The sequence below is a fragment of the Halorussus limi genome (genome assembly GCF_023238205.1).
Lineage (GTDB): Archaea > Halobacteriota > Halobacteria > Halobacteriales > Haladaptataceae > Halorussus > Halorussus limi.
The window spans coordinates 373,639-395,428 of record NZ_CP096660.1 but is presented as its reverse complement, the minus strand read 5'-3'; the positions used below and the strand labels follow the sequence as shown (position 1 = coordinate 395,428).

Genomic DNA, 21,790 nt, shown 5'->3' with positions numbered 1-21,790 from the left:
GTGAAAAGGTCTCGGGGCGTACTCGGTCGCGGGACTCAGGTCGGACCCAAGACCGCGTCGGTCTCGACCGACGAGACCCCGTCGAGCGAACAGACGGCGTCGAGGTCGGTCTGGTCGACCTCGACCAACAGGCGGTCGAACTCGAGGTCCCGGACGACCTCGCCGCCGAGCGATTCGACCGATTCGGCGATTGCGGACGGGTCCGCGTCGTCGCCGAGCGTCAGCACCAGTCGGACGGTTTCGCCTGGAATCGGGTCCTCGCGGAGCGACCGGACGGTGTGGCTCAGATAGGTCACGGCGCGGAGTACGTCCGCGTCCGAGTTTCGGGTTTCGGAATCGTCCGGGAAGCGCGGTCTTTTTCGTCTCCCGACATGACACGGAGATATGGAGTACGTCGAGACCGGCGGCGCTCGAATTCCTAAGTTAGGCCTCGGAACGTGGCAGAACACCGGTTCCGAGTGTACCGAGACGGTTCGGACGGCGCTCGACCTCGGCTATCGGCACGTCGATACGGCCCAAGCGTACGACAACGAGGCGGCGGTCGGCGAAGGCATCGCTCGCGCGGAGGTGGACCGCGACGAGGTGTTCCTGACCACGAAGGTGTGGCGGTCGAACCTCCGCTACGACGACGTGCTGGACTCGGTACGCGACAGTCTCGACAGACTCGGGGTCGAGTACGTCGACCTGCTGTTGGCACACTGGCCACACCCCCGCGTTCCGGTCGCGGAGACGCTCGAAGCGATGACCGAACTGCGCGAGTCCGGCGCGGTGAAGAACGTCGGGGTCAGCAACTTCACGCTGTCGCAACTCCGGGAAGCGAGGGGAGTCGCCGACGTTCCGCTCGTCGCAAACCAGGTCCTCTATCACCCCTACAAGGACCAGTCGGATCTGCAACGGTACTGTGCGACGAACGGCGTCGCGCTCGTCGCGTACAGTCCGCTGGCGCGCGGCGACGTCCTCTCCGACGACCTCCTCGAACGCATCGGCGACCGGTACGATAAGACCGCCGCGCAGGTGGCGCTCCGCTGGCTACTTCAACAGGACGGCGTGGTCGCGATTCCGAAGGCCAGCAGTCGCGCGCACCTCGAACAGAATGCCGACGTCTTCGACTTCTCGCTCACCGACGAGGAGGCGGCGCGCATCGACGACCGGACCGGGAGTCCGAAGGTGCGACTCCGGAACTGCCTGCCCTCGCTCGTTCGCCGCGTCCCGTTCTGAGCGGTGCGGGCGCCCCCGAGCGGTGGAAACCCGGCCGAACTCAGAGCGGTTCCCACGTGCGGGGCGAGTCGTTCAGGCGCTCGCACCCCGACTCGGTGACGGCCACGAGGTCCTCGATGCGGACGCCGAACTCGCCGGGGAGGTAGACTCCGGGTTCGACGCTGAACACCATCCCGGGTTCGAGTTGGGTCTCGTTGCCCGCGACGATGTAGGGGTCCTCGTGAACGTCGAGACCGACGCCGTGGCCCGTCCGGTGGACGAATTCGTCGCCGTAACCGGCGTCCTCGATGACTTCGCGGGCCGCGCGGTCGATTTCCTCGGCAGGGACGCCCGGTTCGACCGCCTCGACTGCGGCCTGTTGGGCCTCGCGGACGACTTCGTGTACTTCCGCGTAGCCCTCGGGCGGGTCGCCCGCGAACACGACCGTCCGGGTCTGGTCGCCGGGGTAGCCGTCGACGTACGCGCCGAAGTCGAGGACGACCGGGTCGCCCCGCCGAATCTCGCGGTCCTCGTGGCGGTGGTGGGGTTTCGCGCCGTTGGGTCCCGACCCCGCGATGGTGCCGAACGCGACTTCATCGCCGCCCCGTTCGACCAGTCGTCGGTCGATTTCCGCGGCGAGTTCGGTCTCGGTCATCCCGACGGCCTCCTCGCCCAACTCCCGAATCTCGACGCTGACCGCGTCGGCGAGGTCCCCGGCCTTCCGGAGCGCCGCGAGTTCGGCCTCGTCCTTGCGCGCCCGGAGGTCGTCGAACACCTCGCTGGCGAGGCCGAACGTCGCGTCGGGAAGCGTCTCGCGGAGGTCCTGCGTGAACCGCGCCCACATCGTGTCGTCGACCAGCAGGCGGCCTCCGCGCAGACCCTTCTCGTCGGCGAGGTCGGCGACCAGCGCCGCGGGGTCCTCGCCGTCGGCCCAGAGTCGCAGGTCCTCGACCCACGAGGCGTCGCGAATCTGCTCGTCGTACATCTCGGGCGCGACGAAGGCGGGGTCGCCGTCGCTCGGAATCACGAGAAACAGGTGGCGCTCGGCCGGTTCCTCCCGAAATCCCGAGGCGTAGAACAGATTGGTACTCGGGAACAGCACGGCCGCGTCCGCGCCGACCGCGCCCAGTCGGTCCTGACATCGCCGGGTTCGCTCCTCGAACGCGCTCATGCGAGCGGGTTGCGCGGGACGGCGTTTAAATGTGAGTGAGTGCGACCGACCGGGAGAAAGTGGCAGTCGTGATACAAAAACTGGCTTCGGGGAAACGCCATTAGGTCGGCGCGAGTCGGTCCGGACGATGGGAGAGTTACGAGGCATCGTCCGGCGCTACTACGCCTACAAGGTCACGAACGCCTACGGGTTCTACCTGCCCGTGAGCATCCTCTATCTCACCGAGGTCAAGGGGTTCGGTATGGAGGTCATCGGCCTGACCGGCGCGGCGTTCCTGTTCGCAGAGGTCGCGGCCGAGATTCCGACGGGGTACGTCGGCGACCGACTCGGCCGCCGGGCCAGCCTCGCGGCCGGAAACGCGCTGTCGGCGGTCGCGTTGGGACTCTGGGCGGTCGCCGACTCGCCGCTGGCCTACGTCGCGCTGAACGCCGTCTGGGCGGTCGGGTGGGCGTTTCGGTCTGGCACGGGCAAGGCGTGGCTCTACGAAATCCTCGACGCCCACGGCGAGGCCGACGAGTTCGCCCGCGTCAGCGGTCGGGCCAACACCGCGCTGATGCTGGCGTCGGCCGCCACCGCAGTCGCCGGGGGCGCGCTCGTGACCGTCGATTGGTCGCTCCCGTTCCTCGCCAACGCCCTCCTCTCGGCGCTCGGGATTCCCATTCTGCTGACGCTCCCGACGGTCGAGAGCGAGCGAGCGGCCCGAGACGACGCCGGGGTGGAAGACGAGACGTTCACGGTCGGCGACGCGCTCGCCGCCCTCCGCCTGCAGGTCCGGCGTCCCGAAATCAGGTGGTTCGTCGCCTTCGCCGCGCTACTGTACGCGCTGTTCGAACTCTCGCGGACCTTCGAGCAGCCCGCGATGGCCGCCGCGGGCGTCTCCGCGCCCGCGCTCGGCGTGCTGTACGCCGGGTTCAAACTGGTCTCGGCCGGCGCGGCCGCCAGCGCGGGGTGGGTCGAGGACCGGTTGGGCGTCCGGGGAGCGTTCGCACTGCTCGTTCCCCTCCTCGGAGCGACCTACGCGACCATCGCGTTCGCGCCGGTACTGGTGGTCCCGGTCGTCTTCCTGACCCGAGGCGTCCGGAGTCTGTTCCGGCCGCTCCGGAACCAGTATCTCAACGACCGCGTCGAGAACGTCGGGCGCGCGACCGTTCTCTCGGGCGCGACGATGGTCCTCTCGCTGGTCGCCGGAGCGACCAAAGTCGTCGGTGGCTACGCGGCCGCGGCGCTCGGCCCGATTCGGTTCCTCGCCGCGGCCGGCGTCGCCTCGGCGGCGGCCGCGGGCCTCGTCTGGGTCGCCGTCTCGCCGGTTCGCCCGCGGAAGGGGCCGGAGTCCGCCGGGGGCGACTCGGACCCCGAAGCTTCGGTCGCCACAGACTGACGCGCCGCGACGCACCGCGCCGCGGCCCGACTGCCCGAACCGGTCGTGGCTCGACCACGCGATCGAGTCGGTTCCCCCGCCCGGCCCCCTCAGCTAAGTGATGCGGCGTGGTACGCCGGGCGTGGTTCGGGAGCAAGTGGCCGAGTTTTCGGTCGAGTACGTGCAAGCACTGGACGAGGAGGGGAACGCCGACGAGGCGGAGTTGCCCGACGTGAGCGACGACGAGTTGCTGGAACTGTATCGACTCATGCGCCTCTCCCGCCGGACCGACGAGCGGGCGGTCGCGCTCCAGCGCCGGGGCGAGTCCGGGACCTACGCGCCCGGCACCGGGCAGGAGGCCGCGCAGGTCGGGTCCGCGATAGCGTTGGAACCCGACGAGTGGATGGTGCCGTCGTTCCGCGAGAGCGCGGCCTTCCTCACGCGGGGCGCACCGGTCCACCGCCTGCTGTGGTACGCCATGGGGATGGAGGAGGGCGCGGAGGTCGCCGACGCCAACTTCCCGCCCGCTATTCCCGTTGGGACCCAACCGCTCCACGCCGCGGGCATCGGGTGGGGCCACGAAATCTCCGGAGAGCGGAAGGCGGCGCTGACCTACTTCGGGGACGGCGCGACCAGCGAGGGCGACGTGTACGAGGCGATGAACGTCGCGGGCGCGCTGGACGCTCACGCGGTGTTCTTCTGCCAGAACAACCAGTGGGCCATCTCGACGCCGCGCGAGACCCAGACGCGGACCGAGACGCTGGCCCAGAAAGCGGTCGCGGCGGGAATCGAGGGCGTGCAGGTGGACGGCAACGACGTGCTGGGCGTTCTCTCGGTCGCGAGGGACGCGCTCGAAACTGCCCGCGAGGGCGACCCCGTGTTCGTGGAGGCGCTGACCTTCCGGCGGTCGATGCACACCACCAGCGACGACCCGAGCGTCTACCGGACCGAGGAGCAGGAGAGCGAGTGGGAGGCCCGCGACCCCATCGTCAGGTTCGAGGCGTACCTCCGGGACGAGGGCCTGCTGGACGACGACCGGGTGGAACGGATTACCGACGAAATCGAGGAGTTACTCGCCGACGAGATAGACCGGGCGAAGGAGGGCCGCGACCGGGTCGTGCCAGCGGAGATGTTCGACCACGTGTTCGCCGAGACCCCGCCGGAACTCCAGCGCCAGCGGGAGACGTTCCGGCGCGAGGAGGGCGACGGCGAGGTGGCGACCGCCGAGGAAGGGATGAGCGGCGAGGAGCGCGCGGCCGGCGGAGAGGTGACCGGGCGCGGCGACGTGCGCGAGGACAGAGAGACGGCGGAGGACTCCGAGACGTCCGAGGACGAGGAGGTGTCCGACCGTGGCGAATGAAATCCGACTCGTGGAGGCGGTTCGACAGGCCCTCCGTGAGGAGATGGCCCGCGACGAGTCCGTGGTCGTCTACGGCGAGGACGTGGGCGTCAGCGGCGGCGTGTTCCGGGCGACTCAGGAGTTACAGGACGAGTTTCCCGAGCAGGTGTACGACACGCCGCTGGCGGAGGCCGCTATCCTCGGGATGGGCGTCGGTCTCGGCGCGACCGGGTTCACGCCGGTTCCGGAGATTCAGTTCGCTAGCTTCGCCTATCAGGGGTTCCACCAGTTAGTGCAACACGCCTCGCGGATGCGGAGTCGAACTCGGGGGACGCTCGGCGTGCCGATGACCGTCCGCACGCCCTACGGCGGCGGCATCCGGGCGCTCGAACTCCACTCCGAGAGCTTCGAGGCCGGGTTCGCCCACGTCCCGGGCCTGAAGACGGTCGTGCCGTCGAACCCGGCCGACGCGAAGGGCCTGCTCACGTCGGCGATTCGGGACCCCGACCCCGTTATCTTCCTCGAACCGACGAGTCGCTACCGGGCCTCCCGGGAGTCGGTCCCGGAGGGCGACCACGCAGTTCCGCTCGGTGAGGCCGAAGTCGTCCGGGAGGGCGCGGACGTGACCGTCGTCGCGTGGGGCGCGATGCTTCACGAAGCGATGGACGCGGTGGAGGACGCGGAGGCGGACGCCGAGGTCATCGACCTCCGAACCGTCTCCCCGATGGACTCGGCGACGATTCTGGAGTCGGTCAGGAAGACCGGGCGGTGCGTCGTCGTCCACGAGGCCCCGCGGACCGGCGGCCTCGCGGCCGAAATCATCGCCCGCATCAACGACGACGCGCTCTACCACCTCGAAGCGCCGGTAGAGCGCGTGACCGGGTACGACGTTCCGTTCCCGATGTTCGCCCGCGAGGAGGCCTACCGACCGGACGCCGAGCGAATCCGACGCGGAATCGAACGGGCGCTGTCGGCGTAGATTTGGCTCGTCCGCCACGGTTTAGCGCCCCGGTCGGTTGGCGGCCGGGGCGCGGGGCGAAGCGTCGGGTCGGCGGACGCGGACCGGACGGTCCGCGGACGGGAAGATACTTATTCGCAGAGTGAGAAGGAGGAAACAGATTCTTCGACGCCCGATGATGCCTCACGGCGGAGGGTGTCGGCGGGAGGACCGCGAGTTCGCTCGCTCGTCCTTCTGCTCTTTTGCCTTTCGGCGAGGAGACCGCGACCGACCAGTCGTCGCTCCGCGCCGGGTTTGGCGCGTCTCCGACTGTTCCAACCGAGAACCTTCGACCGACCGGCGGGACGTCAGTACTCCTCGGCCTCTAGTTCTTCGAGGTGCTGTTCGAGTTCGGGGTACTCCTCGACCCGGACGAAGCCGTACTCGCCGCCGCCGTAGTAGAAGCTCTCGGGGAGTTCGCGCTCGACCAGCATCGTCTCGGGGTCGGCGTCCACGTGGTTCAACTTGTTCAGCGGGACGACCCGGGCCGTCTCGTCGCCGTCGAGGCAGACGACGGTGTGTTCGCGCACGAGGACCGCGTCGAACTCCAGTGCGTCGTACTCGTCCACGGTGAACACTGTCGGGCGAGAGGGTGCCATGACTCGGTGCAGGCGCGGCACGGTAATAAAATTCGGTGACGCGGGGCGAACGGTCGAAGCAGGCGGTCGGGGGAAGCGGTCGGAGCGCGCAGTCGGAGTCGGAGTCAAAGAGAGAGCCGAGCGACCGCAAGCGGTCCCGCGAGCGCCCCTCGACCGGTCCGTCCCACAGACTCGAAGGGCACGTAGGGTTTATCTACCGTACTACCTTACTAACATACTCATGACCGGGCCAATCCGCCAGCGAGAGCGTGAGCAAGGGGTCGAGACCGAGCAGGGGGAATCCGAGAACGTCCAGACGTGTCCGGAGTGCGAGGCCGGCAATCTGGTCGCGGACGCTGGCGGAAGCGAGTTAGTCTGCGAGGACTGCGGACTCGTCGTGGAGGAGCGCAACGTGGACCGGGGCCCCGAGTGGCGCGCGTTCAACCATCAGGAGCGCCAGAGCAAGAGTCGCGTCGGCGCGCCCACGACGAACACGATGCACGACAAGGGCCTGACGACGACCATCGACTGGAAGAACAAGGACGCCTACGGCCGGTCGCTCTCCTCGGAGAAACGGAGTCAAATGCACCGCCTCCGGAAGTGGCAGGAGCGAATCCGCACGAAGGACGCGGGCGAGCGGAACCTCCAGTTCGCCCTGAGCGAACTCAACCGTATGTCGTCGGCGCTCGGCGTCCCGCGGTCGGTACAGGAAGTGTCGTCGGTCATCTACCGGCGCGCGTTGAAGGAGGACCTCATCCGAGGTCGCTCCATCGAGGGCGTCGCCACCGCCGCGCTGTACGCGTCCTGCCGGAAGGAAGGCATCCCGCGAAGCCTCGAAGAGGTCTCGGAGGTCTCGCGGGTCGAGCGAAAGGAAATCGGTCGAACGTATCGCTACATCTCCCAGGAGCTCGCGCTCGGGATGGAACCGGTCGACCCCAAGAAGTACGTCCCGCGGTTCTGCTCGGAACTCGACCTGACCGAGGAAGTCGAGAGCAAGGCCAACGAGATAATCGACGTGACCGCCGAGAAGGGCCTGCTCTCGGGCAAGTCCCCGACGGGGTACGCGGCCGCGGCGATTTACGCGGCCTCGCTGCTCTGCAACGAGAAGAAGACCCAGCGCGAGGTCGCCGACGTGGCGCAGGTGACGGAAGTCACCATCCGCAACCGGTATCAGGAGCAGATAAAGGCCATCGGACTTTACAACTAAGCGACCGTAGACTCGTTCGAGCGCGAACAGGACGGCCCCACAAGCGCGGCGGCAATTTCGAGACAATGGAAATGGGAATCGGTCAGCGGTTCGAGGAACGACTCGGCGAGGAGTTCGGCGGCGACGCGGGGACCAGACGGGTCGTCGCCCGGCAGGCCCGCGACTTGGCGGACTCTGGACAGTTTCGGAACCACATGGACAGCGAACTGACGACCGCGGTGGTCGTGGAGAACTTACGGGACGCGCCGGAGGGACTGGCGCTCCCCGAAAAGTGGAACTGGTGGATGGGCGCGCTGGAACTCGCCTACGGCGGGTACGACCGGTTCCGCGTCGTGCGGTGGAGCGGGAAGTCGGGGTAGTTTTTCAGGGCAACCCGCCGGTCGCGCCCAGATACGCCACGTAGAACTGAATCGCGTTGAACGCGCCGTGTATCAGCGCGGGCACCGCGAGGTTATCGGTCCGCTCGTAGGCCGCGCCGAGAATCGGCGAGAGGACGAGCAGGATGGCGATGTACGCGAGTTTTCCGGAGCCCTGAAGCGAGAAGACGTGAACGACCGCGAAGATGACGCTCGCCACGGCGATGGCGACCCACGGCCCGAACGCCTCTTCGAGTCGGCCCTGCACGACGCCTCGATAGAGCAGTTCCTCGCCCGGTCCGATGAAGAGAAACGAGAGCGGCACCAGCAGAAGGAAGACCGTGGGGTCCTGCTCGCCGAACTCGGTGACGGAGTTCGACGCCGACTGGATGCCCAACACCGAGAACAGCGCCGAGAGCGCGATGAGCCCCGTAAACAGGGCCAGCGTCCCGCCGACCGCCCATCCGACGTCCCGGACCGTCGGCACTCGGACCTTCACGAAGTCGAACCCGCGGTCGGTGTAGGCCAGATAGCCGAGCGCGAAGGTGCCGAACGCGACGCCCTGCCCCATCACGACCGAGAGGCCGAGCAGGAGCGCGGGCCGGTCCATCAGCGGTACGCCCGCCAGCATCACCGCGAGCGCGGCCGCACCGACGACGATTAGGGCGAAGGCGTAGCCCCCGACGCCGAGGGCGACCGCGACGACCAACGACCGGGACTTCGAGGCCGACGCCTCGGCGGGGCGGTCTACGGTAGAGGTTTCCATGCCGTCACGTTGGACCCGCCGGGAAATAAGTCGTCCCCCGGCCGGACGGCCTCGGCGCGCGGCGGAGAGGCGTTCAGACGAACTCGACGCGGACCGCCGCCTCGGGCGTCGACGGTCCGCGCCGGTACCGGGGGTCGGCGCTCTCGCGGTCGATTTCGAAGGCTCGGAGCAGAACGACCAGTCGGCCGTCGGGGAGCGTCGCCCGGAGCATCGGCCCGCGACTCGTGGCGGTCACGTACGGCGGGGCGGCGACGGGCGACGCTGACAGCGAGCGTCCGGTCGCGCCCACCGCGTCCGCGAGCAGGTCTGGCAGGCGCTCCCACGCGCCCGCAGCGTCGAGTTCGGCGCGGAGCGGGTCGGCCACCGCTTCGGCGTCGGTGGTCGTCGGACCGTCCCACGATTCGGCGACCGCGTCGGCGCAGTCGAGGACGGCTTCGACAGTTTCGGCGTGAGCGTCGAGGACGCGCTCTCGGGCCGGTGCTTCGAGGTCGGTCACGGACGCGACGACGGAACCGAGAGTGAAATTTCTGCCGACGGACGGGCGGGAGGCCGACTACGTCAGCGATTGGACGGCGAGCAGGGTCCCGACGACGAGCAACGCGACGCCAGCAACCTTCGGTGTGACCGGGCCTCGCGGATTCACGCCGGGAGCGCCGACCGGCTTGAGCAGGAAGAGCAGTCCGACGGTGAGTAGCGTTCCGGGGAGCGTGAAGCTTCCACCGAGTCCGGGAACGTCCAGCGTCAGGAAGAAGACGCCGATGAAGATGGCGACCGCGGCGAAGGCCCTCGCTCCGGGCGTCACGTCGTCGTTGGAGAACGCGACGAAGATGGCCGCGGGCCACCACCACATGAGGACGCCGAGACCGAACCAGAACCCTCCGAACAGTAATCCGATAGCCATGTCGGTAGGCTTTCACCACGGTGTCCTAAATATTTCGCCGGGGGAGGCAGAACCTTGCGGCTCGGCCGCCGCGGAGAGGCCCACGCTGGTCGACGACCCTCTCGCGGCGATAGCCAGAATACGGCTTCGGGACGAATCGCAGGAGCGCCGTTCCTCGGGGGAAAAGCCTACAAGTGAGGGGGCAATCTCTGCAGGTAGAGACACAACATGATTCCACTGTTCGGACCCGTGCCGGGCGGGATGGAGATGATGGTCATCCTCCTCATCGCCGTCCTGCTGTTCGGTGCAAACAAGATTCCGAAACTCGCCCGCTCGACCGGCGAGGCGATGGGCGAGTTCAAGAAGGGACGCCAAGAAATCGAGGAAGAACTTCAGGAAGCCCAGAGCGAAGTCGACCCGACCGTCGAGACGGACACCGTCACCGAGACGGAGACCGACACCACCGAAGCGTAACGCCGACCGCCGACTTTTCGACGCTCTCGTAACTACTTTCAGTTTCTTCGAGGCCCGAACCGACCCCGAGGTTAAGAGGCTTCGGTACCGAGTTGAAGTACATGAGTAGTGAAGAGCTTCAAGACACCAACACGGAGGAGCGTTTCGAGTTCAAGAAAGAGGAGAGCGCGGCGCTCCGGTCCGACAAAGGGCTGACCGAGGAGGTCGTCCGCCTCATCAGTGAGGACAAGGACGAACCCGAGTGGATGCTCGACCGGCGTCTCCGAGCCTTGGAACACTGGCAGAACATGCCGATGCCGACTGACTGGCCGGGCCAGCCGGACCTGACGGAACTCGACGTCGAAGAAATCGTGCCTTACATCCGGCCAGACGTCGACAAGCGCGAGGGCGCCGATAGCTGGGACGACCTGCCCGAGGACATTCAGGACACCTTCGAGAAACTCGGCATTCCGGAAGCCGAGCGCAAGGCCCTCTCCGGGGTCGGTGCCCAGTACGAGTCCGAAGTCGTCTACCAGAACATGCAGGAGCAGTGGGAGGAGAAGGGCGTCGTGTTCTGCAACATGGACGAGGCCGTCCGAGAACACGAGGACCTCGTGAAGGAACACTTCATGACCTCCTGCGTACCCCCGAGTGACAACAAGTTCGCCGCCCTCCACGGCGCAGTCTGGAGTGGCGGGAGCTTCGTCTACGTGCCCGAGGACGTCACCGTCGAGATGCCGGTGCAGGCCTACTTCCGCATGAACTCGGAGGGAATGGGTCAGTTCGAGCACACCCTCATCATCGCCGAGAAGGGTTCGGAGGTTCACTACATCGAAGGTTGTTCGGCCCCGAAATACGGCAGCCACAACCTCCACTCCGGTGGCGTCGAGGTGTTCGTCGGCGAGGACGCCCACGTTCAGTACTCGACCGTCCAGAACTGGTCGAAGAACACGTTCAACCTCAACACCAAGCGCGCGCTGGTCGAGAAAGGCGGCCGCATGGAGTGGGTCTCCGGTTCGATGGGGTCGAAAGTCACCATGCTCTACCCCTGCTCGATTCTGAAAGGGCGGGGAGCCTCGGCGAACCACATCTCCATCGCGTTCGCGGGCGAGGGCCAGAACATCGACACCGGCGCGAAGGTCTACCACAACGCGCCGCGGACGAACTCCACCATCGAGTCGAAGTCCATCAGCAAAGACGGCGGCCGCACCAACTACCGCGGTCTCGTCCAGATTTCCGACGGCGCGAGCAACTCCTCGACGTCGGTGGAGTGCGACGCCCTGATGTTCGACAACGAGTCCACCTCCGACACGATGCCGTACATGGAAATCGACGAGTCGAAGGTCGACGTGGCTCACGAGGCGACCGTCGGCAAAATCGGCGACGAGGACGTCTTCTACCTCCAGAGTCGGGGACTGGACGACGACGACGCCAAGCAGATGATCGTCTCCGGCTTCATCGAACCGATTACGGAAGAACTGCCCATCGAGTACGCCGTCGAACTCAACCGACTCATCGAGTTGGAGATGGAAGGCAGTCTGGGATAGTCGGCCGAAGTCGGTTCTCGACGCTTCTTTTGGCGGACGAACGCGGTCCGACCGGCCGCGGACCGAATGCGATAGCCGTTTAAGCGAGAAAGAAAATTGTCCGGTATGACCGGCGAACCCGCCGCTGGCGGCGACGCGAACGGCGGCGGGCCACTCGAACTCGACGAAGTCCTAACGCTTCTCAGTGACCGGTATCGTCGCCACTGTCTCGCGTGTCTCGACGGACTCCCCGCACCGGTGACGCTCGAAGGACTGACCGACCAAGTCGCGGGGCGGGAGTTCCAGCAACCCCCAGACAAGGTGTCGATGATAAAGCGGACCCAGATAGCCACCGCGCTCCACCACACCCACTTGCCGAAACTGGAGGAGTCAGGCATCATCGTCTACGACACCGACGAGGGGAAAGTGACCGAGATTACCATCGAACCGCCGCTCACGGGCTTCCTCGACAAGATTCGGCGACACGAGGGGTGAGCGTGCGACAGGCGGACGGCGTTCGACCGCGGCGCGGTGGGTTCCGACGCCGCAACCACAAAGTCGTCGCGCCCGTGAGTTAGTGTATGGCGACAGAAACCCAGACGGACGGCGGTCGGTCACGACTCGGAACGCTGGTGTTGCTCGCGCTGACGTTCGCGGTCGGCTACCTCCTCGGGTCTCAGAGCGGCGGCGAGGCCGACGAGTGGCAGGACGTGGAGAGCGAACCCACGGAGATAACCATCGACGGCGACGACGAGGAGACCGAGGCGTGAGTTCGAGACGGTGAAGCCTTCACACTGGCCGCTCGGTAAGTAGGTATAGATAGGTCTAGGCAATATATTCATTTCTGTCCGGTGGATTTTCATTTCTGAGAGAAATATACAGTGGCGTATAACCCGCTTCAAGAGGACCGAATAGGAGAGAACGGCGCGACCGGCCGACTACCGGACGTGCCCGACCAACCGCCCGCCGAGCGTTACGAGTCCGAGGCCGGCGAGCAGAGTCACGCCGACCAGCCAAAACGGACCGCTGGCGCTCGCTGGCGTCGGACCGGACGAGGGCGCGAGCAAATCCGCGAGCGCAATCCACGTCCCGTAGCAGAGTCCGGCGGCGACGATGCCGCCACCGGCGACGACGAGGAGCGTGCCGGGGACCGAACGCGAGAGCAGTCGGTCGAGCGCGCGCAGCGACGAGCGACGGGCCATCATCGCGGGATTCGCGGGCGACCGACTTGACGTCTTCGAGCGCGAACGGAGGGTCAGCGGTCGGAAATCGAGTCGCACCGACCGCACAGGTCGAATCCCAACGCTTCGGCCCGGCGCTTCGGGACCACCCGGTAAACGTCGGACGCGAACGGACTGTCCGGGTTCACGACCCCGCAGAGACTGGTCTCGGTGCCGTCGGACGCGACGTGATACTGCCCCGAGTCGGCCTCGCGGGCCTCCGCGGCGAGAATTACCTCCATGGTGCTGCGCTACAGTTCCGACGTGAATTCGAGAATTGCTTCGACTCGCTCGTCGGGACGATATCGTACTTCCCCCGACCGCGCGTCGTACTCGACGACGCCGTGGGCCTCCAGTTTCGGGAGGTGGACGTGATGGAGTTTGGCCTTCGCCGCCCGAGTCGAAGGCGTCCCACCGTCGGTCTCGACCTTCGTCCCTTCGAGATGGTCCGTAAGCACCTCTATCGTCGCCGACTCGACGTCGTTGCGGTCGAAGTACCCGATTACCTCCCGTCGTTCCTTGCTCGCGAGGAGGGACATCGAGCGGTCCACCGAGTCGGAGTCGTCACTCATCGTCTGCTCCGAAGCCAGTAGTTATCATCCTATGGAGTATTCGGGAGAGAGACGGATGAGTTCAGTGTTGTGCCGAATGCTCACTCGTGTGGCACGGAGCAGGTCGTAAATCGGGGATCGTTGCGTAGCTTCCCAAGAGTACGACTCATACCGTTTACTCAGTTCCTCACAGGTCGTATTTCCAGCTCGGGCGTCCTCGACTCGTCCGAACCGCGCATCGAGTCCTGCGAGAGATTCCCCCGAAAAACCCTGTCGCGGTGCGACAAGGTAGGCACGCGGCAGAGCGAGTGGTTGGGACACCGCTGACCGCGTGCCAGTATTATCTTCGGTGCCACACCCTATGTAGCTTGTGTGATTAAGTGAGTGAAATAGGATTCATTCTGATTTTCGACGCAGAGCCGACGAAACGGAGACGAACGGACGTTCTCATCGGAACGGCACGCCGAGCCGAGTGGTCCGACACGACAATGACTAAAGGCGAGAGCCCCCAATTGTCCGTATCTCCGGGACTCCCCGGTGGTGGTTGGGACACCATGGTCGACAACGACAAACAGGAACAGGCCGCTGGGTTACTCCAGCAACTCGGCCTGAAAGAGTACGAGGCGAAGTGTTTCGTCGCCCTGACGCGCAAGGACACGGCGACGGCCAAAGAGATAAGCGAAATCGCGGACGTGCCCCGAACGCGGGTCTACGACGCGATTCGCGTGTTGGAGGCGCAGGGTCTCGTGGAAATCCAGCACACGAATCCGCGCCAGTACAGGGCGGTTCCCCTCGAAGAGGCCGCCAAGACCCTCCGGCGGCAGTACGAGACCCGCGTGGACGAACTGGAGGAGACCCTGAACGACATCGAACCCGCGAACCCGTCGGGCCAGAAGGTCACCCACGAGGTCTGGTCGCTGTCGGGCACAGAGGGAATCACCAGCCGCACGCTGCAACTCGTCGACGACGCCGAGAGCGAGATAGTCTTCGTCGTCAGTTCCCCGTCGGTCGTCACCGACGAGTTACTCGACCGACTGAACGAGGCCACCGAACGGGACGTCCCGGTCCTCGTCGGAACGGCTACCGCGGCGTTGCGCGAGGAACTCCGAGAGAAAGTCCCCGGCGCAGAGGTCTTCGAGTCGCAACTCGACTGGCTTCACGACGAGTCCGAGGACGAGGTGGCCATCGGACGGATGCTGCTGGTGGACCGCGAGGCGATTCTCCTGAGTTCGATACACGAGGACGGACAGACCGAGCAGGCAATCTTCGGCCGCGGGTTCGAGAACGGCCTCGTCGTCATCACGCGGCGACTGATGGCGACCGGACTCGCGGCGCTCCGCGACCACAGGGGGTAACTCGGTTCTCGCGGGACGAACGTCGAGACGGCCGCAGAGCCGACGGCGCGAGCGCTCCGCCTACCGGTATCCGTCTCGCCCCTCGGCCGCGAGGTCCCGGAGGCGCGCGACTCGTTCGGCGGTCGCCGGATGGGTCGGCACCTCTATCGGCAGTCCGGCCAGCGGGTCGTCGGCCGCGTCGTCGCCGACCGACTCCTCGTTCCCGACGATACCGTGGGGCAGAAAGCAGAGTTCCCGGACGCTGTTCGCCCGCACGTCCTCCGTCGGGCGCTCGGCCGCGTCGGCGTCCAGCGTCTCCAGCGCGCCCGCCATCGCCGCGGGGTCGCCCGCGGTCAGCGCCCCGGCGCGGTCGGCCGCGAACTCCCGGTAGCGCGAGAGGTGGCCGCTCAGGACCGCGACCGGGAGCGCCAATAGACCGAGCGCGACCCCGCCGAACAGCACCGTGAAGACCGCGAACCCGCCGAACGCGACGAACGACTCGACGCTGAACGGCGGCGCGCCGACCAGCGCGGTGCTGGCGGCGTAGCCCACGACCGCGGCGACGCCGACTGCGAGCGACCGGAGCGGCGCCGCGGCGTCCGAGACGAGCGAGTACTCGTCGTTGGCCAACGCCGGGAGGAAGGTCGCCAGCGTCATCACCGCGGCGTCGCGGTTCCGGAGGTGCGCGAGTTCGTGGGCCAGCACCGCGTCGAGTTGAGCCTCCGACAGCGTGTCGAGCAGGCCGGTCGTGACCACGACGGTCCCGCCCCGCAAATCGCCGACCGTGAAACTGTTCGCGGTATCGGTCTCCGCCACGGCGACGCTCGGCGGGGTCACGCCCGCGGTCTGGGCGAGTCGGCGCACCCGTGCGTGGAGGTCCGGGCGCTCGGATTCAGAGACCGGTCGGGCGTCGGCGGCCGCGAGCGCCTCGCGGCGGGTGTACCGGAGTTGTCCCCACGCGAGCGCGAGCGTGGCCGGCGCGACCAGCGCCGCGAGCGCGAGCCACGACCCGCCGACGTCCCCGGCCAGCGCGACCAGCCACGGCCGGAAGAGGTACGCGAGGACTGCGACGAACGCCGCGTCGGCGGCCAGCACCAGCGCGAGCGTGAGCGCGATGCGGTGGGTCAGGCCGAGCGTCTCGCCGGAGGAGTTCGTCGAACCGTCGGTTCCGGAGTCGATGCGACCGGAGTCGGCGTCTCTGGCGTCGGTGCCGCCGGGCGGGCCGGAGTTCGAAGTGGCGTCTCGTGACATGGAGGGCGACCGAGTACACCTATGTTGGAGAGGGAAGATATATTTGACTGAAAGTTTTCCTCTCATTCGTGTCCCGCGAACGCCGCCGCGCCGCCCTCGCCGCCCTCTGCGTCCTCGCGGTCGCCCTCGCCGCCACCCTCCTGCCCGCCAGCGGATTCGGAACGCAACCCGCTGGCGTCGGCGTCGGTGGCGGCGGCGGCCCGGACGCCCCCGCCGGCGGAGGCGGTACCGACCCCGCCCGACAGACCGCCGAACCGACCGCTCCGACCGTCACCACGACTCAGAACTCGGACACGACGACGACTGACGACGGAACCGAAACGACACCCACCACGACCACGACGTCGACGACGACCGCGCCCGCCGATTACGACTCCGGCGGCGGGAGCGACCTGCTCGCGGCCATCGCCACCGGCGCGATGGGGCTCGTCGGCGTCCTCGCCATCATCGGCTTCTGGTCCGGCGCGCTGGCGGTCAGCGGCCGGGCCGCCGGACTCGTCCCGCTCACGCTGACCGTCGGCGGCACGCCGCTCGGCGAACTCGTCGGGAGCGTGCCGGCCCGGACGATGGCGACGGTCGTCGCCCTCTCGTCGTCGGTCCCCCGCCTGCTCGACGACGCCGCGACCCTAACCGGAGAGGTGGGCCGAAGTCTCGGGAGCGTCCTCGGGGCCGCCGGCCGCGGGGGCGTCCAAGCCCTCCGAATCGGCGCGAACGGACTCGCGCTGACCGTCACGGCGATTCCGCGCGCGCTCGCCGGTCTGGCCGGCGGGGCGGGCATCTTCTCCAGTCTCGGGAGCGTCAGCGTGCCGAGCATCGGCCGCGGCGGGAGCGACGACAGCGACGACCGCCGGAACCGCTCGGCCGCGCCCGAAGAGCAGGCCGACCCCGCTCCGCCCACCGTCGAGGAGGCGTGGGAGGCCATGCGCGACCGCGTGCCGGTCAGGAACCGGCGCGCTCGGACGCCGGGCGAAGTCGCCCGCGCCGCGGCCCGGCGGGGCTTCCCCGACGACGCGGTCCGGCGACTCACCGACGCCTTCCGGGAGGTCCGGTACGGCGACCTGCCCCGCGACGACCGGACCGACTCGGCGCGCTCTGCGCTCGACCGACTCCGCGACCACTGGCGAGGTGACGGCGAATGATTCCGCGACTCGTCGGCCGAGCGAGCGCCAGACTCCAACAGCCCCGGAGCCTCGCGGTCCTCGGCGGCGCGTCGCTGGCGCTGGCGGTCGGCGTCGCCTTCCTGCCGTGGCTGTTCCCCGCCGCCATTTTCCGGCCGCTGTCCGCGATACTCGCCTCGCCCGGCGCGATTCTGCTCGTGGCCGGGGCCGCCGGACTCCTCGGGGCGCAGGCGCTCCGGACGAGCGCCAGACCCGCGGACGACGACGGCGAGAACCCGCGCGCCCGGTGGACGCCCGCGAAGGAACCCGAGCGCGCTCACTACGAGGAGTACCGGACGACCGGGGACGGGATAGACTCGGTGTTCGACGCCGACCCGGACGAGAGGCGGGAACTCGCCTCGCGCCGCCGGAGGGCCGAGAGCCGCATCCGCCGGACCGCGATAACGGTAATCGCCGACGCCGACCGCATCGACGAAGAGCGCGCCGCCGAACGGGTCGCCGCGGGGTCGTGGACCGACGACCCCCGCGCGGCCGCCTTCCTCGGCGGGCGTCACCTCGCGCCGCTCCGGACCCGCATCCGCGACTGGGCCAGCGGCAAACGGTACGAGCGGTGGGCGACCCGCGCGGTCGAAGAAATCGAAGCCATCGACCGCGGGGAGCGCACGCGACCCGCCGAGTCCGCAGAAACACGCGATTTAGACGGAGAGCCGGATGATTTCGATACTGGGTTTATCGGGTTCGACACGGAGTTAGACGAGTTGGACCGAGCGGGCGAGTCGCCGGGCGAACCCGTCGGGTCCGCTCCCGAGGCCGACCGCGAGCGGGAGGTGGCCCGATGAGCCTCGGCGTCGCTCCGCTCGCCGCGCTCGGGCCACTCAGCGTCGTCGCTCCGCTCGCCGTACTGGGCCTGCTCGTGACCATCTACTTCGCGGCGTTCTGGGCCGCGAGTCCCGAACACAGCCTCTTTTCGGGATTCACCGGCGACGGCGCACTGCACGACGAGAGCGATTCGAGCGGCGAATCCGGAGCAGGCGACGACGGAGACGCCGACGACGGCGACTCCGACGACGCTGACGGACCGAACGCCGACGGCGACTCGGACGAGGCCGACGACCAGCCGCCGGAGACCCGAATCGGGCCGCGGTGGGACCCCGGCACGACCGTCGCGCTCCTCGCGGGCGCCGGCGGCATCCTGACGAAGAACACCACGATGTTCCTCGCGGGCGCGGTCGGGTTCGTCTACGCGGCCTACCGCTACGGCACCCGAGCGCCCGAGGTCTCGGTGGCGATCGAGCGCGCGATTTCGGACCGGTCGCCCCTGCCGAGCGACGAGGTTGAGGTCACGCTGACGCTCCGGAACGACGGCGAGGAGCCGATTCCCGACCTCCGGGTCGTGGACGGCGTGCCCGAGCAGTTGGGCGTCTCCTCGGGGTCGCCCCGGTTCGGTACCAGCCTCCAACCCGGCGAGGCGGCGGCCTTCTCCTACGAGGTCCGGGCGCGGCGCGGCACCCACGAGTTCGGCGAGACGCGACTGGTCGCGCGGAACGTCAGCGGGAGCGCGGAACGCCGGTGGGAGCGGGAGGCCGACCTCCCCGACGCGCCCGACCCCGACGAGGCGGCCACGATAACCTGCGAGACGCGGGCCGACGACGTGCCGCTCCCGGCCGACACAGCCTCCCACCCCGGCCAAATCACGACCGACTCGGGCGGCGAGGGCGTGGAGTTCTACGCCACCCGCGAGTACCAGCCGGCCGACCCGATGAGCCGAATCGACTGGAAGCGGTACGCCAAGACCCGGGAGCTAACCACCGTGGACTTCCGGGAGACTCAGGCCGCGACGGTGGTCCTCGTCGTGGACACCCGGACGCCCGCCCACGTCTCGCGGCGGTCTGGCGAACCCGACGCGGTGGAGTTGACCCGGTACGCCGCCGAGCGACTCGCCGAGGCCTTCGTCCGGCGCAACGACCGCGTGGGGCTGGCGCTGTTCGGACCGGCCGAGCGCTACCTCGACCCCGGCGGCGGCGAGGGGCAACTGGCCCGCGTCCGGGCCGAACTCGACGCGACGCCGGAAGCGAGCGACCACGGCATCGGTCTCTTCGACGAGAGCCGGCGCCAGCGGGCCAACGAATCCAGATTCGAGACGCTCCGCAAGCGGATGCCCGACGGCGCGCAGGTCGTCTTCCTGTCGCCGATGGCCGACGAGTACGCGGTCGAGGTCGTCCGGCGTTTCAAGGCGTACGGTCACGCCGTGACGGTCGTGAGCCCCGACGTGACGGGGTCGGAGACCGCCGGCGGAAGCGTCGAGCGAATCGAACGCGACCGGCGACTCGGCGACCTCCGCGGCCCGGTCCGGGTCGTGGACTGGTCGCCCGACGAGCCGATTCGTTCCGCGGTGTCGAAGGCGACAGCGAGGTGGTCAGGATGAGTTTCGACGTGAGCGACGCTAACAGTGGAGAAACGGGCGATACGAACGACCGCGGCGACGAACCCGACGCCGTTCTCGAACGCCGCGCGACTACCTTCAGCGGGACCGTCGCGGTGCTGGTGGCGGCGCTCGCGGGCCTCGCGCTCGGTGCCGCGGGCGGGAGTCTCTGGTCGGTCGCCGCGACCATCGGCGGCGGCGTGCTGGCCGCGCTCGGCGTCCGGGCGGTCCAATCGGGGACGAACGCCCGGCGAGCGGTCGGGAGCGTCGGCGTCGTCGCCGGCGTGTCGGTCTTCGCAATCGTCGCGACCCTCGGCGGCGGCCCGGTCGCACTGCTGGTCGGCGCGGGCGTCGGGGCGGCCGCGACCAACGCGGTCGTCTCGTTCGACGAGCGAGTCGAGCGCCCCGCGGTCAGGGCCGTCTGGCGCTCGGCGACGGTCCTCTCGGTCGGGGCCGTCCTCGCGGTGTGCCTGTACGCCGACGTGTTCGCCAAGACGTTCGGCGTGGTCGGCGGGAACCTCGTCGCGGCCGCCGAGTCGAGCGCGCTCGCGCTGCTGGTCGTCCTCCAGTTGGAACTGCTGGCGGTCGCGGAGTTGGTCCACTGGGCCGTCCCGGTTCTGGACGGTTGGCTCCCCGAGAACCGGGACCTCCGGGCCGCGGTCCTCGACCGGTTCGACCGCCGACTCTGGGACGTGCCGCGGGCCTACTGGGCCGTCCTCGGCCTTCAAATCGTGCTCGCGCTCTCGGAGTGGGGTCCGGCGTGGTTCCGCGGGTTCCTCGACTCGCTGTCGGTCCTCGGCGACGCGCTCGAACTGGTGCTGTTCTCGGGCGTCGTCCACCTGCCGCTGACCGCGCTCGTCGTGGGTCTCGTCGGCGTTCTGCTCGCGCGGGGCCTGCAGGCGCTGTTCGTCGGGTGGGCCGGGAGCGACCCGCCGCGGTCGGTCGCCCACGCCGCGGGCGGCCTCGTGACGCTCGCCGTCGCGGCCCTGCTGGCGCTCGCGCCTACCGAGGCGCTCGCGGCGGCCGCCGGAACCGGGTGGACGGAAACCGTCGCGTCGGTCGGTCTGACCGCGGCGCTCGCGGGCGGCGTCGCGGCCACGCTCTTCGCCGTCGCGTTCTCCCAGCGGGTCCTCGCGGTCGCCGTCGCGCCGTGGGTCGGGACCGAGTCCGCGAGCGGATTCGCGGTCGCCGGCGGGTCGCTGATGGTGGCCTCGTTGGTCGTCGCCGACGGCGGCGGGTCGGCGCTCGCGGCCTTCGTCGGGGTCGCGGCCGCGCTCGCGGTCCACGACCTCGGGTCGAACGCGGTCGAACTCGGCGCGCGAATCGGGCGCGACGCCGAGACGCGCGCCGGCGAGGCGGCCCACGCGGTCGGCGGCCTGCTGGTCGGCGCGGGCGGCGTCCTGATAGCGACGCTGACCGCGTTCGGGATGGGGTCGCTGTCGTTCTCGCCGCCCGCGTGGCGCGCCCGACTCGCGGTGGCGCTCCTGCTGGTCGCGGTGCTGTGCTTCGCGGTGCTGTTCGAGCGGGAGTGAGACGGAGACGAAGCGAGAACCGGCGGCGAAAACGACTCACTCCCGGTCCGCGCTCAGGACCATCACCTTCACTCGCGCGACAGAATCGAAGTCCCGGAGTCGATACACCAGTCCGCGAACCCGCTCGGCGGGCCCCTCGCAGAAGGCGGTCTCCATGCACCAGTGGCCGCGGTGGACGTGGTTGGTCGCGGTGATGACCTCCCCGAACTCGTGCTGGACCGCGTGGAGGTCCCGGACCACCGCGTCGTGTTCGTAGTCGTAGGCGAGGACGGCCGTGACTTCGCCCTCGGCGGCTTCGAGTCGAGCGTGTGACTCGACGTACTCGCGCATCGCCTCTCGAATCGCGCGCGACCGGGAGTCCAGCCCCTCGGCCTGCCACGTCTCGTCGAAGGCCGCGAGCACGTCGTCGGGAACGTTGAGACTCGTTCGCATGTGGAGACCTTTCGCTTCGGGGTGGTTGGGTATTTCGTTCGGACGTGACGGGGCGCGACTGCCGACTTCGAACCGCGCCCGCCGTTCGCGCCGTCTCACCGAA

At 68.5% G+C, this 21,790-nt stretch carries 26 protein-coding genes; 15 read left to right on the top strand and 11 right to left on the bottom strand.

The annotated features are described in order from the left end of the window. Positions 1-35 precede the first annotated feature (35 nt). Entirely contained in the window at positions 36-296 is a 261-nt protein-coding gene (locus tag M0R89_RS20115; RefSeq protein ID WP_248652502.1) for a hypothetical protein, read from the bottom strand. A gap of 88 nt (positions 297-384) precedes the next feature. On the opposite strand from M0R89_RS20115, the gene M0R89_RS20110 reads away from it, so the two are divergent. After that, positions 385-1,218, top strand: coding sequence for an aldo/keto reductase (locus tag M0R89_RS20110; protein WP_248652501.1), 834 nt, complete (start codon positions 385-387; stop codon positions 1,216-1,218). A gap of 40 nt (positions 1,219-1,258) precedes the next feature. Here the strand turns inward: M0R89_RS20110 and M0R89_RS20105 are convergent, their stop codons facing one another. Continuing rightward, positions 1,259-2,368, bottom strand: a complete 1,110-nt coding sequence (locus M0R89_RS20105) for a M24 family metallopeptidase (protein ID WP_248652500.1) — start codon at positions 2,366-2,368, stop codon at positions 1,259-1,261. Positions 2,369-2,495: 127 nt separating this feature from the next. Here M0R89_RS20105 and M0R89_RS20100 point away from each other — a divergent pair, with 127 nt between their 5' ends. The 3 genes from M0R89_RS20100 (at position 2,496) to M0R89_RS20090 (ending at position 6,043) form a co-directional block, all read left to right on the top strand. Next, positions 2,496-3,746 carry an MFS transporter gene (locus M0R89_RS20100; protein ID WP_248652499.1) on the top strand — a complete coding sequence of 417 codons (1,251 nt, stop codon included), beginning with the start codon at positions 2,496-2,498 and terminating at the stop codon, positions 3,744-3,746. Positions 3,747-3,867: 121 nt separating this feature from the next. After that, entirely contained in the window at positions 3,868-5,085 is a 1,218-nt protein-coding gene (gene pdhA / locus M0R89_RS20095) for a pyruvate dehydrogenase (acetyl-transferring) E1 component subunit alpha (RefSeq protein WP_248652498.1), read from the top strand. Continuing rightward, a complete protein-coding gene (locus M0R89_RS20090; RefSeq protein ID WP_248652497.1) occupies positions 5,075-6,043 on the top strand; it encodes an alpha-ketoacid dehydrogenase subunit beta in 969 nt (322 codons plus the stop codon). Before pdhA ends, M0R89_RS20090 begins: the two co-directional genes overlap by 11 nt. A 326-nt stretch (positions 6,044-6,369) precedes the next feature. Here the strand turns inward: M0R89_RS20090 and M0R89_RS20085 are convergent, their stop codons facing one another. Next, complete coding sequence (locus M0R89_RS20085) at positions 6,370-6,660, bottom strand: hypothetical protein (RefSeq protein WP_248652496.1); 291 nt, start codon at positions 6,658-6,660, stop codon at positions 6,370-6,372. 220 nt (positions 6,661-6,880) lie between these two features. On the opposite strand from M0R89_RS20085, the gene M0R89_RS20080 reads away from it, so the two are divergent. Next, on the top strand, positions 6,881-7,846 hold the full coding sequence (locus M0R89_RS20080) for a transcription initiation factor IIB (protein ID WP_248652495.1): 966 nt from the start codon (positions 6,881-6,883) through the stop codon (positions 7,844-7,846). A gap of 65 nt (positions 7,847-7,911) precedes the next feature. Next, complete coding sequence (locus tag M0R89_RS20075) at positions 7,912-8,205, top strand: WNWW family protein (protein ID WP_438267691.1); 294 nt, start codon at positions 7,912-7,914, stop codon at positions 8,203-8,205. A 4-nt stretch (positions 8,206-8,209) separates the two neighbouring features. Here M0R89_RS20075 and M0R89_RS20070 read toward each other — a convergent pair whose 3' ends face one another. The 3 genes from M0R89_RS20070 to M0R89_RS20060 all read right to left on the bottom strand — a co-directional run bounded on the left by M0R89_RS20070 (position 8,210) and on the right by M0R89_RS20060 (position 9,869). Beyond that, positions 8,210-8,968: a CPBP family intramembrane glutamic endopeptidase gene (locus M0R89_RS20070; protein WP_248652494.1), complete on the bottom strand. Its 759-nt coding sequence runs from the start codon at positions 8,966-8,968 to the stop codon at positions 8,210-8,212. Between the two features lie 73 nt (positions 8,969-9,041). Next, positions 9,042-9,464 carry a DUF7988 family protein gene (locus M0R89_RS20065; protein WP_248652493.1) on the bottom strand — a complete coding sequence of 141 codons (423 nt, stop codon included), beginning with the start codon at positions 9,462-9,464 and terminating at the stop codon, positions 9,042-9,044. Between the two features lie 57 nt (positions 9,465-9,521). Beyond that, positions 9,522-9,869, bottom strand: coding sequence for a hypothetical protein (locus M0R89_RS20060; protein ID WP_248652492.1), 348 nt, complete (start codon positions 9,867-9,869; stop codon positions 9,522-9,524). A 207-nt stretch (positions 9,870-10,076) separates the two neighbouring features. Between M0R89_RS20060 and M0R89_RS20055 the strand changes: the two genes are divergently transcribed. The 4 genes from M0R89_RS20055 to M0R89_RS20040 all read left to right on the top strand — a co-directional run bounded on the left by M0R89_RS20055 (position 10,077) and on the right by M0R89_RS20040 (position 12,597). Continuing rightward, entirely contained in the window at positions 10,077-10,322 is a 246-nt protein-coding gene (locus tag M0R89_RS20055; RefSeq protein WP_248652491.1) for a Sec-independent protein translocase subunit TatA/TatB, read from the top strand. A 101-nt stretch (positions 10,323-10,423) separates the two neighbouring features. After that, entirely contained in the window at positions 10,424-11,848 is a 1,425-nt protein-coding gene (sufB, locus tag M0R89_RS20050; protein ID WP_248652490.1) for a Fe-S cluster assembly protein SufB, read from the top strand. A gap of 105 nt (positions 11,849-11,953) precedes the next feature. Then, positions 11,954-12,322 (top strand): DUF7344 domain-containing protein, encoded by a 369-nt coding sequence (locus tag M0R89_RS20045; RefSeq protein WP_248652489.1) that lies wholly within the window; start codon positions 11,954-11,956, stop codon positions 12,320-12,322. Between the two features lie 86 nt (positions 12,323-12,408). After that, positions 12,409-12,597: a hypothetical protein gene (locus M0R89_RS20040; protein WP_248652488.1), complete on the top strand. Its 189-nt coding sequence runs from the start codon at positions 12,409-12,411 to the stop codon at positions 12,595-12,597. A gap of 168 nt (positions 12,598-12,765) precedes the next feature. Here the strand turns inward: M0R89_RS20040 and M0R89_RS20035 are convergent, their stop codons facing one another. Genes M0R89_RS20035 through M0R89_RS20025 form a run of 3 tightly spaced genes read right to left on the bottom strand, consistent with a single transcriptional unit; the run spans position 12,766 to position 13,619 of the window. Continuing rightward, entirely contained in the window at positions 12,766-13,032 is a 267-nt protein-coding gene (locus tag M0R89_RS20035) for a hypothetical protein (protein WP_248652487.1), read from the bottom strand. Positions 13,033-13,082: 50 nt separating this feature from the next. Beyond that, positions 13,083-13,289 carry a hypothetical protein gene (locus M0R89_RS20030; RefSeq protein WP_248652486.1) on the bottom strand — a complete coding sequence of 69 codons (207 nt, stop codon included), beginning with the start codon at positions 13,287-13,289 and terminating at the stop codon, positions 13,083-13,085. A gap of 9 nt (positions 13,290-13,298) precedes the next feature. Then, positions 13,299-13,619, bottom strand: a complete 321-nt coding sequence (locus M0R89_RS20025) for a DUF7344 domain-containing protein (RefSeq protein WP_248652485.1) — start codon at positions 13,617-13,619, stop codon at positions 13,299-13,301. A 533-nt stretch (positions 13,620-14,152) separates the two neighbouring features. On the opposite strand from M0R89_RS20025, the gene M0R89_RS20020 reads away from it, so the two are divergent. Further along, positions 14,153-14,953 carry a TrmB family transcriptional regulator gene (locus M0R89_RS20020; RefSeq protein WP_248652484.1) on the top strand — a complete coding sequence of 267 codons (801 nt, stop codon included), beginning with the start codon at positions 14,153-14,155 and terminating at the stop codon, positions 14,951-14,953. A gap of 60 nt (positions 14,954-15,013) precedes the next feature. On the opposite strand, the gene M0R89_RS20015 is transcribed toward M0R89_RS20020, so the two are convergent. Next, entirely contained in the window at positions 15,014-16,183 is a 1,170-nt protein-coding gene (locus tag M0R89_RS20015; protein WP_248652483.1) for a M48 family metallopeptidase, read from the bottom strand. 68 nt (positions 16,184-16,251) lie between these two features. Here M0R89_RS20015 and M0R89_RS20010 point away from each other — a divergent pair, with 68 nt between their 5' ends. Genes M0R89_RS20010 through M0R89_RS19995 form a run of 4 tightly spaced genes read left to right on the top strand, consistent with a single transcriptional unit; the run spans position 16,252 to position 21,255 of the window. Beyond that, positions 16,252-17,322, top strand: a complete 1,071-nt coding sequence (locus M0R89_RS20010; RefSeq protein ID WP_248652482.1) for a DUF4129 domain-containing protein — start codon at positions 16,252-16,254, stop codon at positions 17,320-17,322. Beyond that, positions 17,319-18,140: a DUF7269 family protein gene (locus tag M0R89_RS20005; protein WP_248652481.1), complete on the top strand. Its 822-nt coding sequence runs from the start codon at positions 17,319-17,321 to the stop codon at positions 18,138-18,140. The genes M0R89_RS20010 and M0R89_RS20005 overlap by 4 nt, the downstream gene beginning before the upstream one ends. Next, positions 18,137-19,726: a DUF58 domain-containing protein gene (locus tag M0R89_RS20000; protein WP_248652480.1), complete on the top strand. Its 1,590-nt coding sequence runs from the start codon at positions 18,137-18,139 to the stop codon at positions 19,724-19,726. The genes M0R89_RS20005 and M0R89_RS20000 overlap by 4 nt, the downstream gene beginning before the upstream one ends. Beyond that, entirely contained in the window at positions 19,723-21,255 is a 1,533-nt protein-coding gene (locus M0R89_RS19995; RefSeq protein WP_248652479.1) for a hypothetical protein, read from the top strand. The genes M0R89_RS20000 and M0R89_RS19995 overlap by 4 nt, the downstream gene beginning before the upstream one ends. Before the next feature lie 36 nt (positions 21,256-21,291). On the opposite strand, the gene M0R89_RS19990 is transcribed toward M0R89_RS19995, so the two are convergent. After that, entirely contained in the window at positions 21,292-21,687 is a 396-nt protein-coding gene (locus tag M0R89_RS19990; RefSeq protein WP_248652478.1) for a CopG family ribbon-helix-helix protein, read from the bottom strand. Between the last annotated feature and the right edge of the window lie 103 nt (positions 21,688-21,790).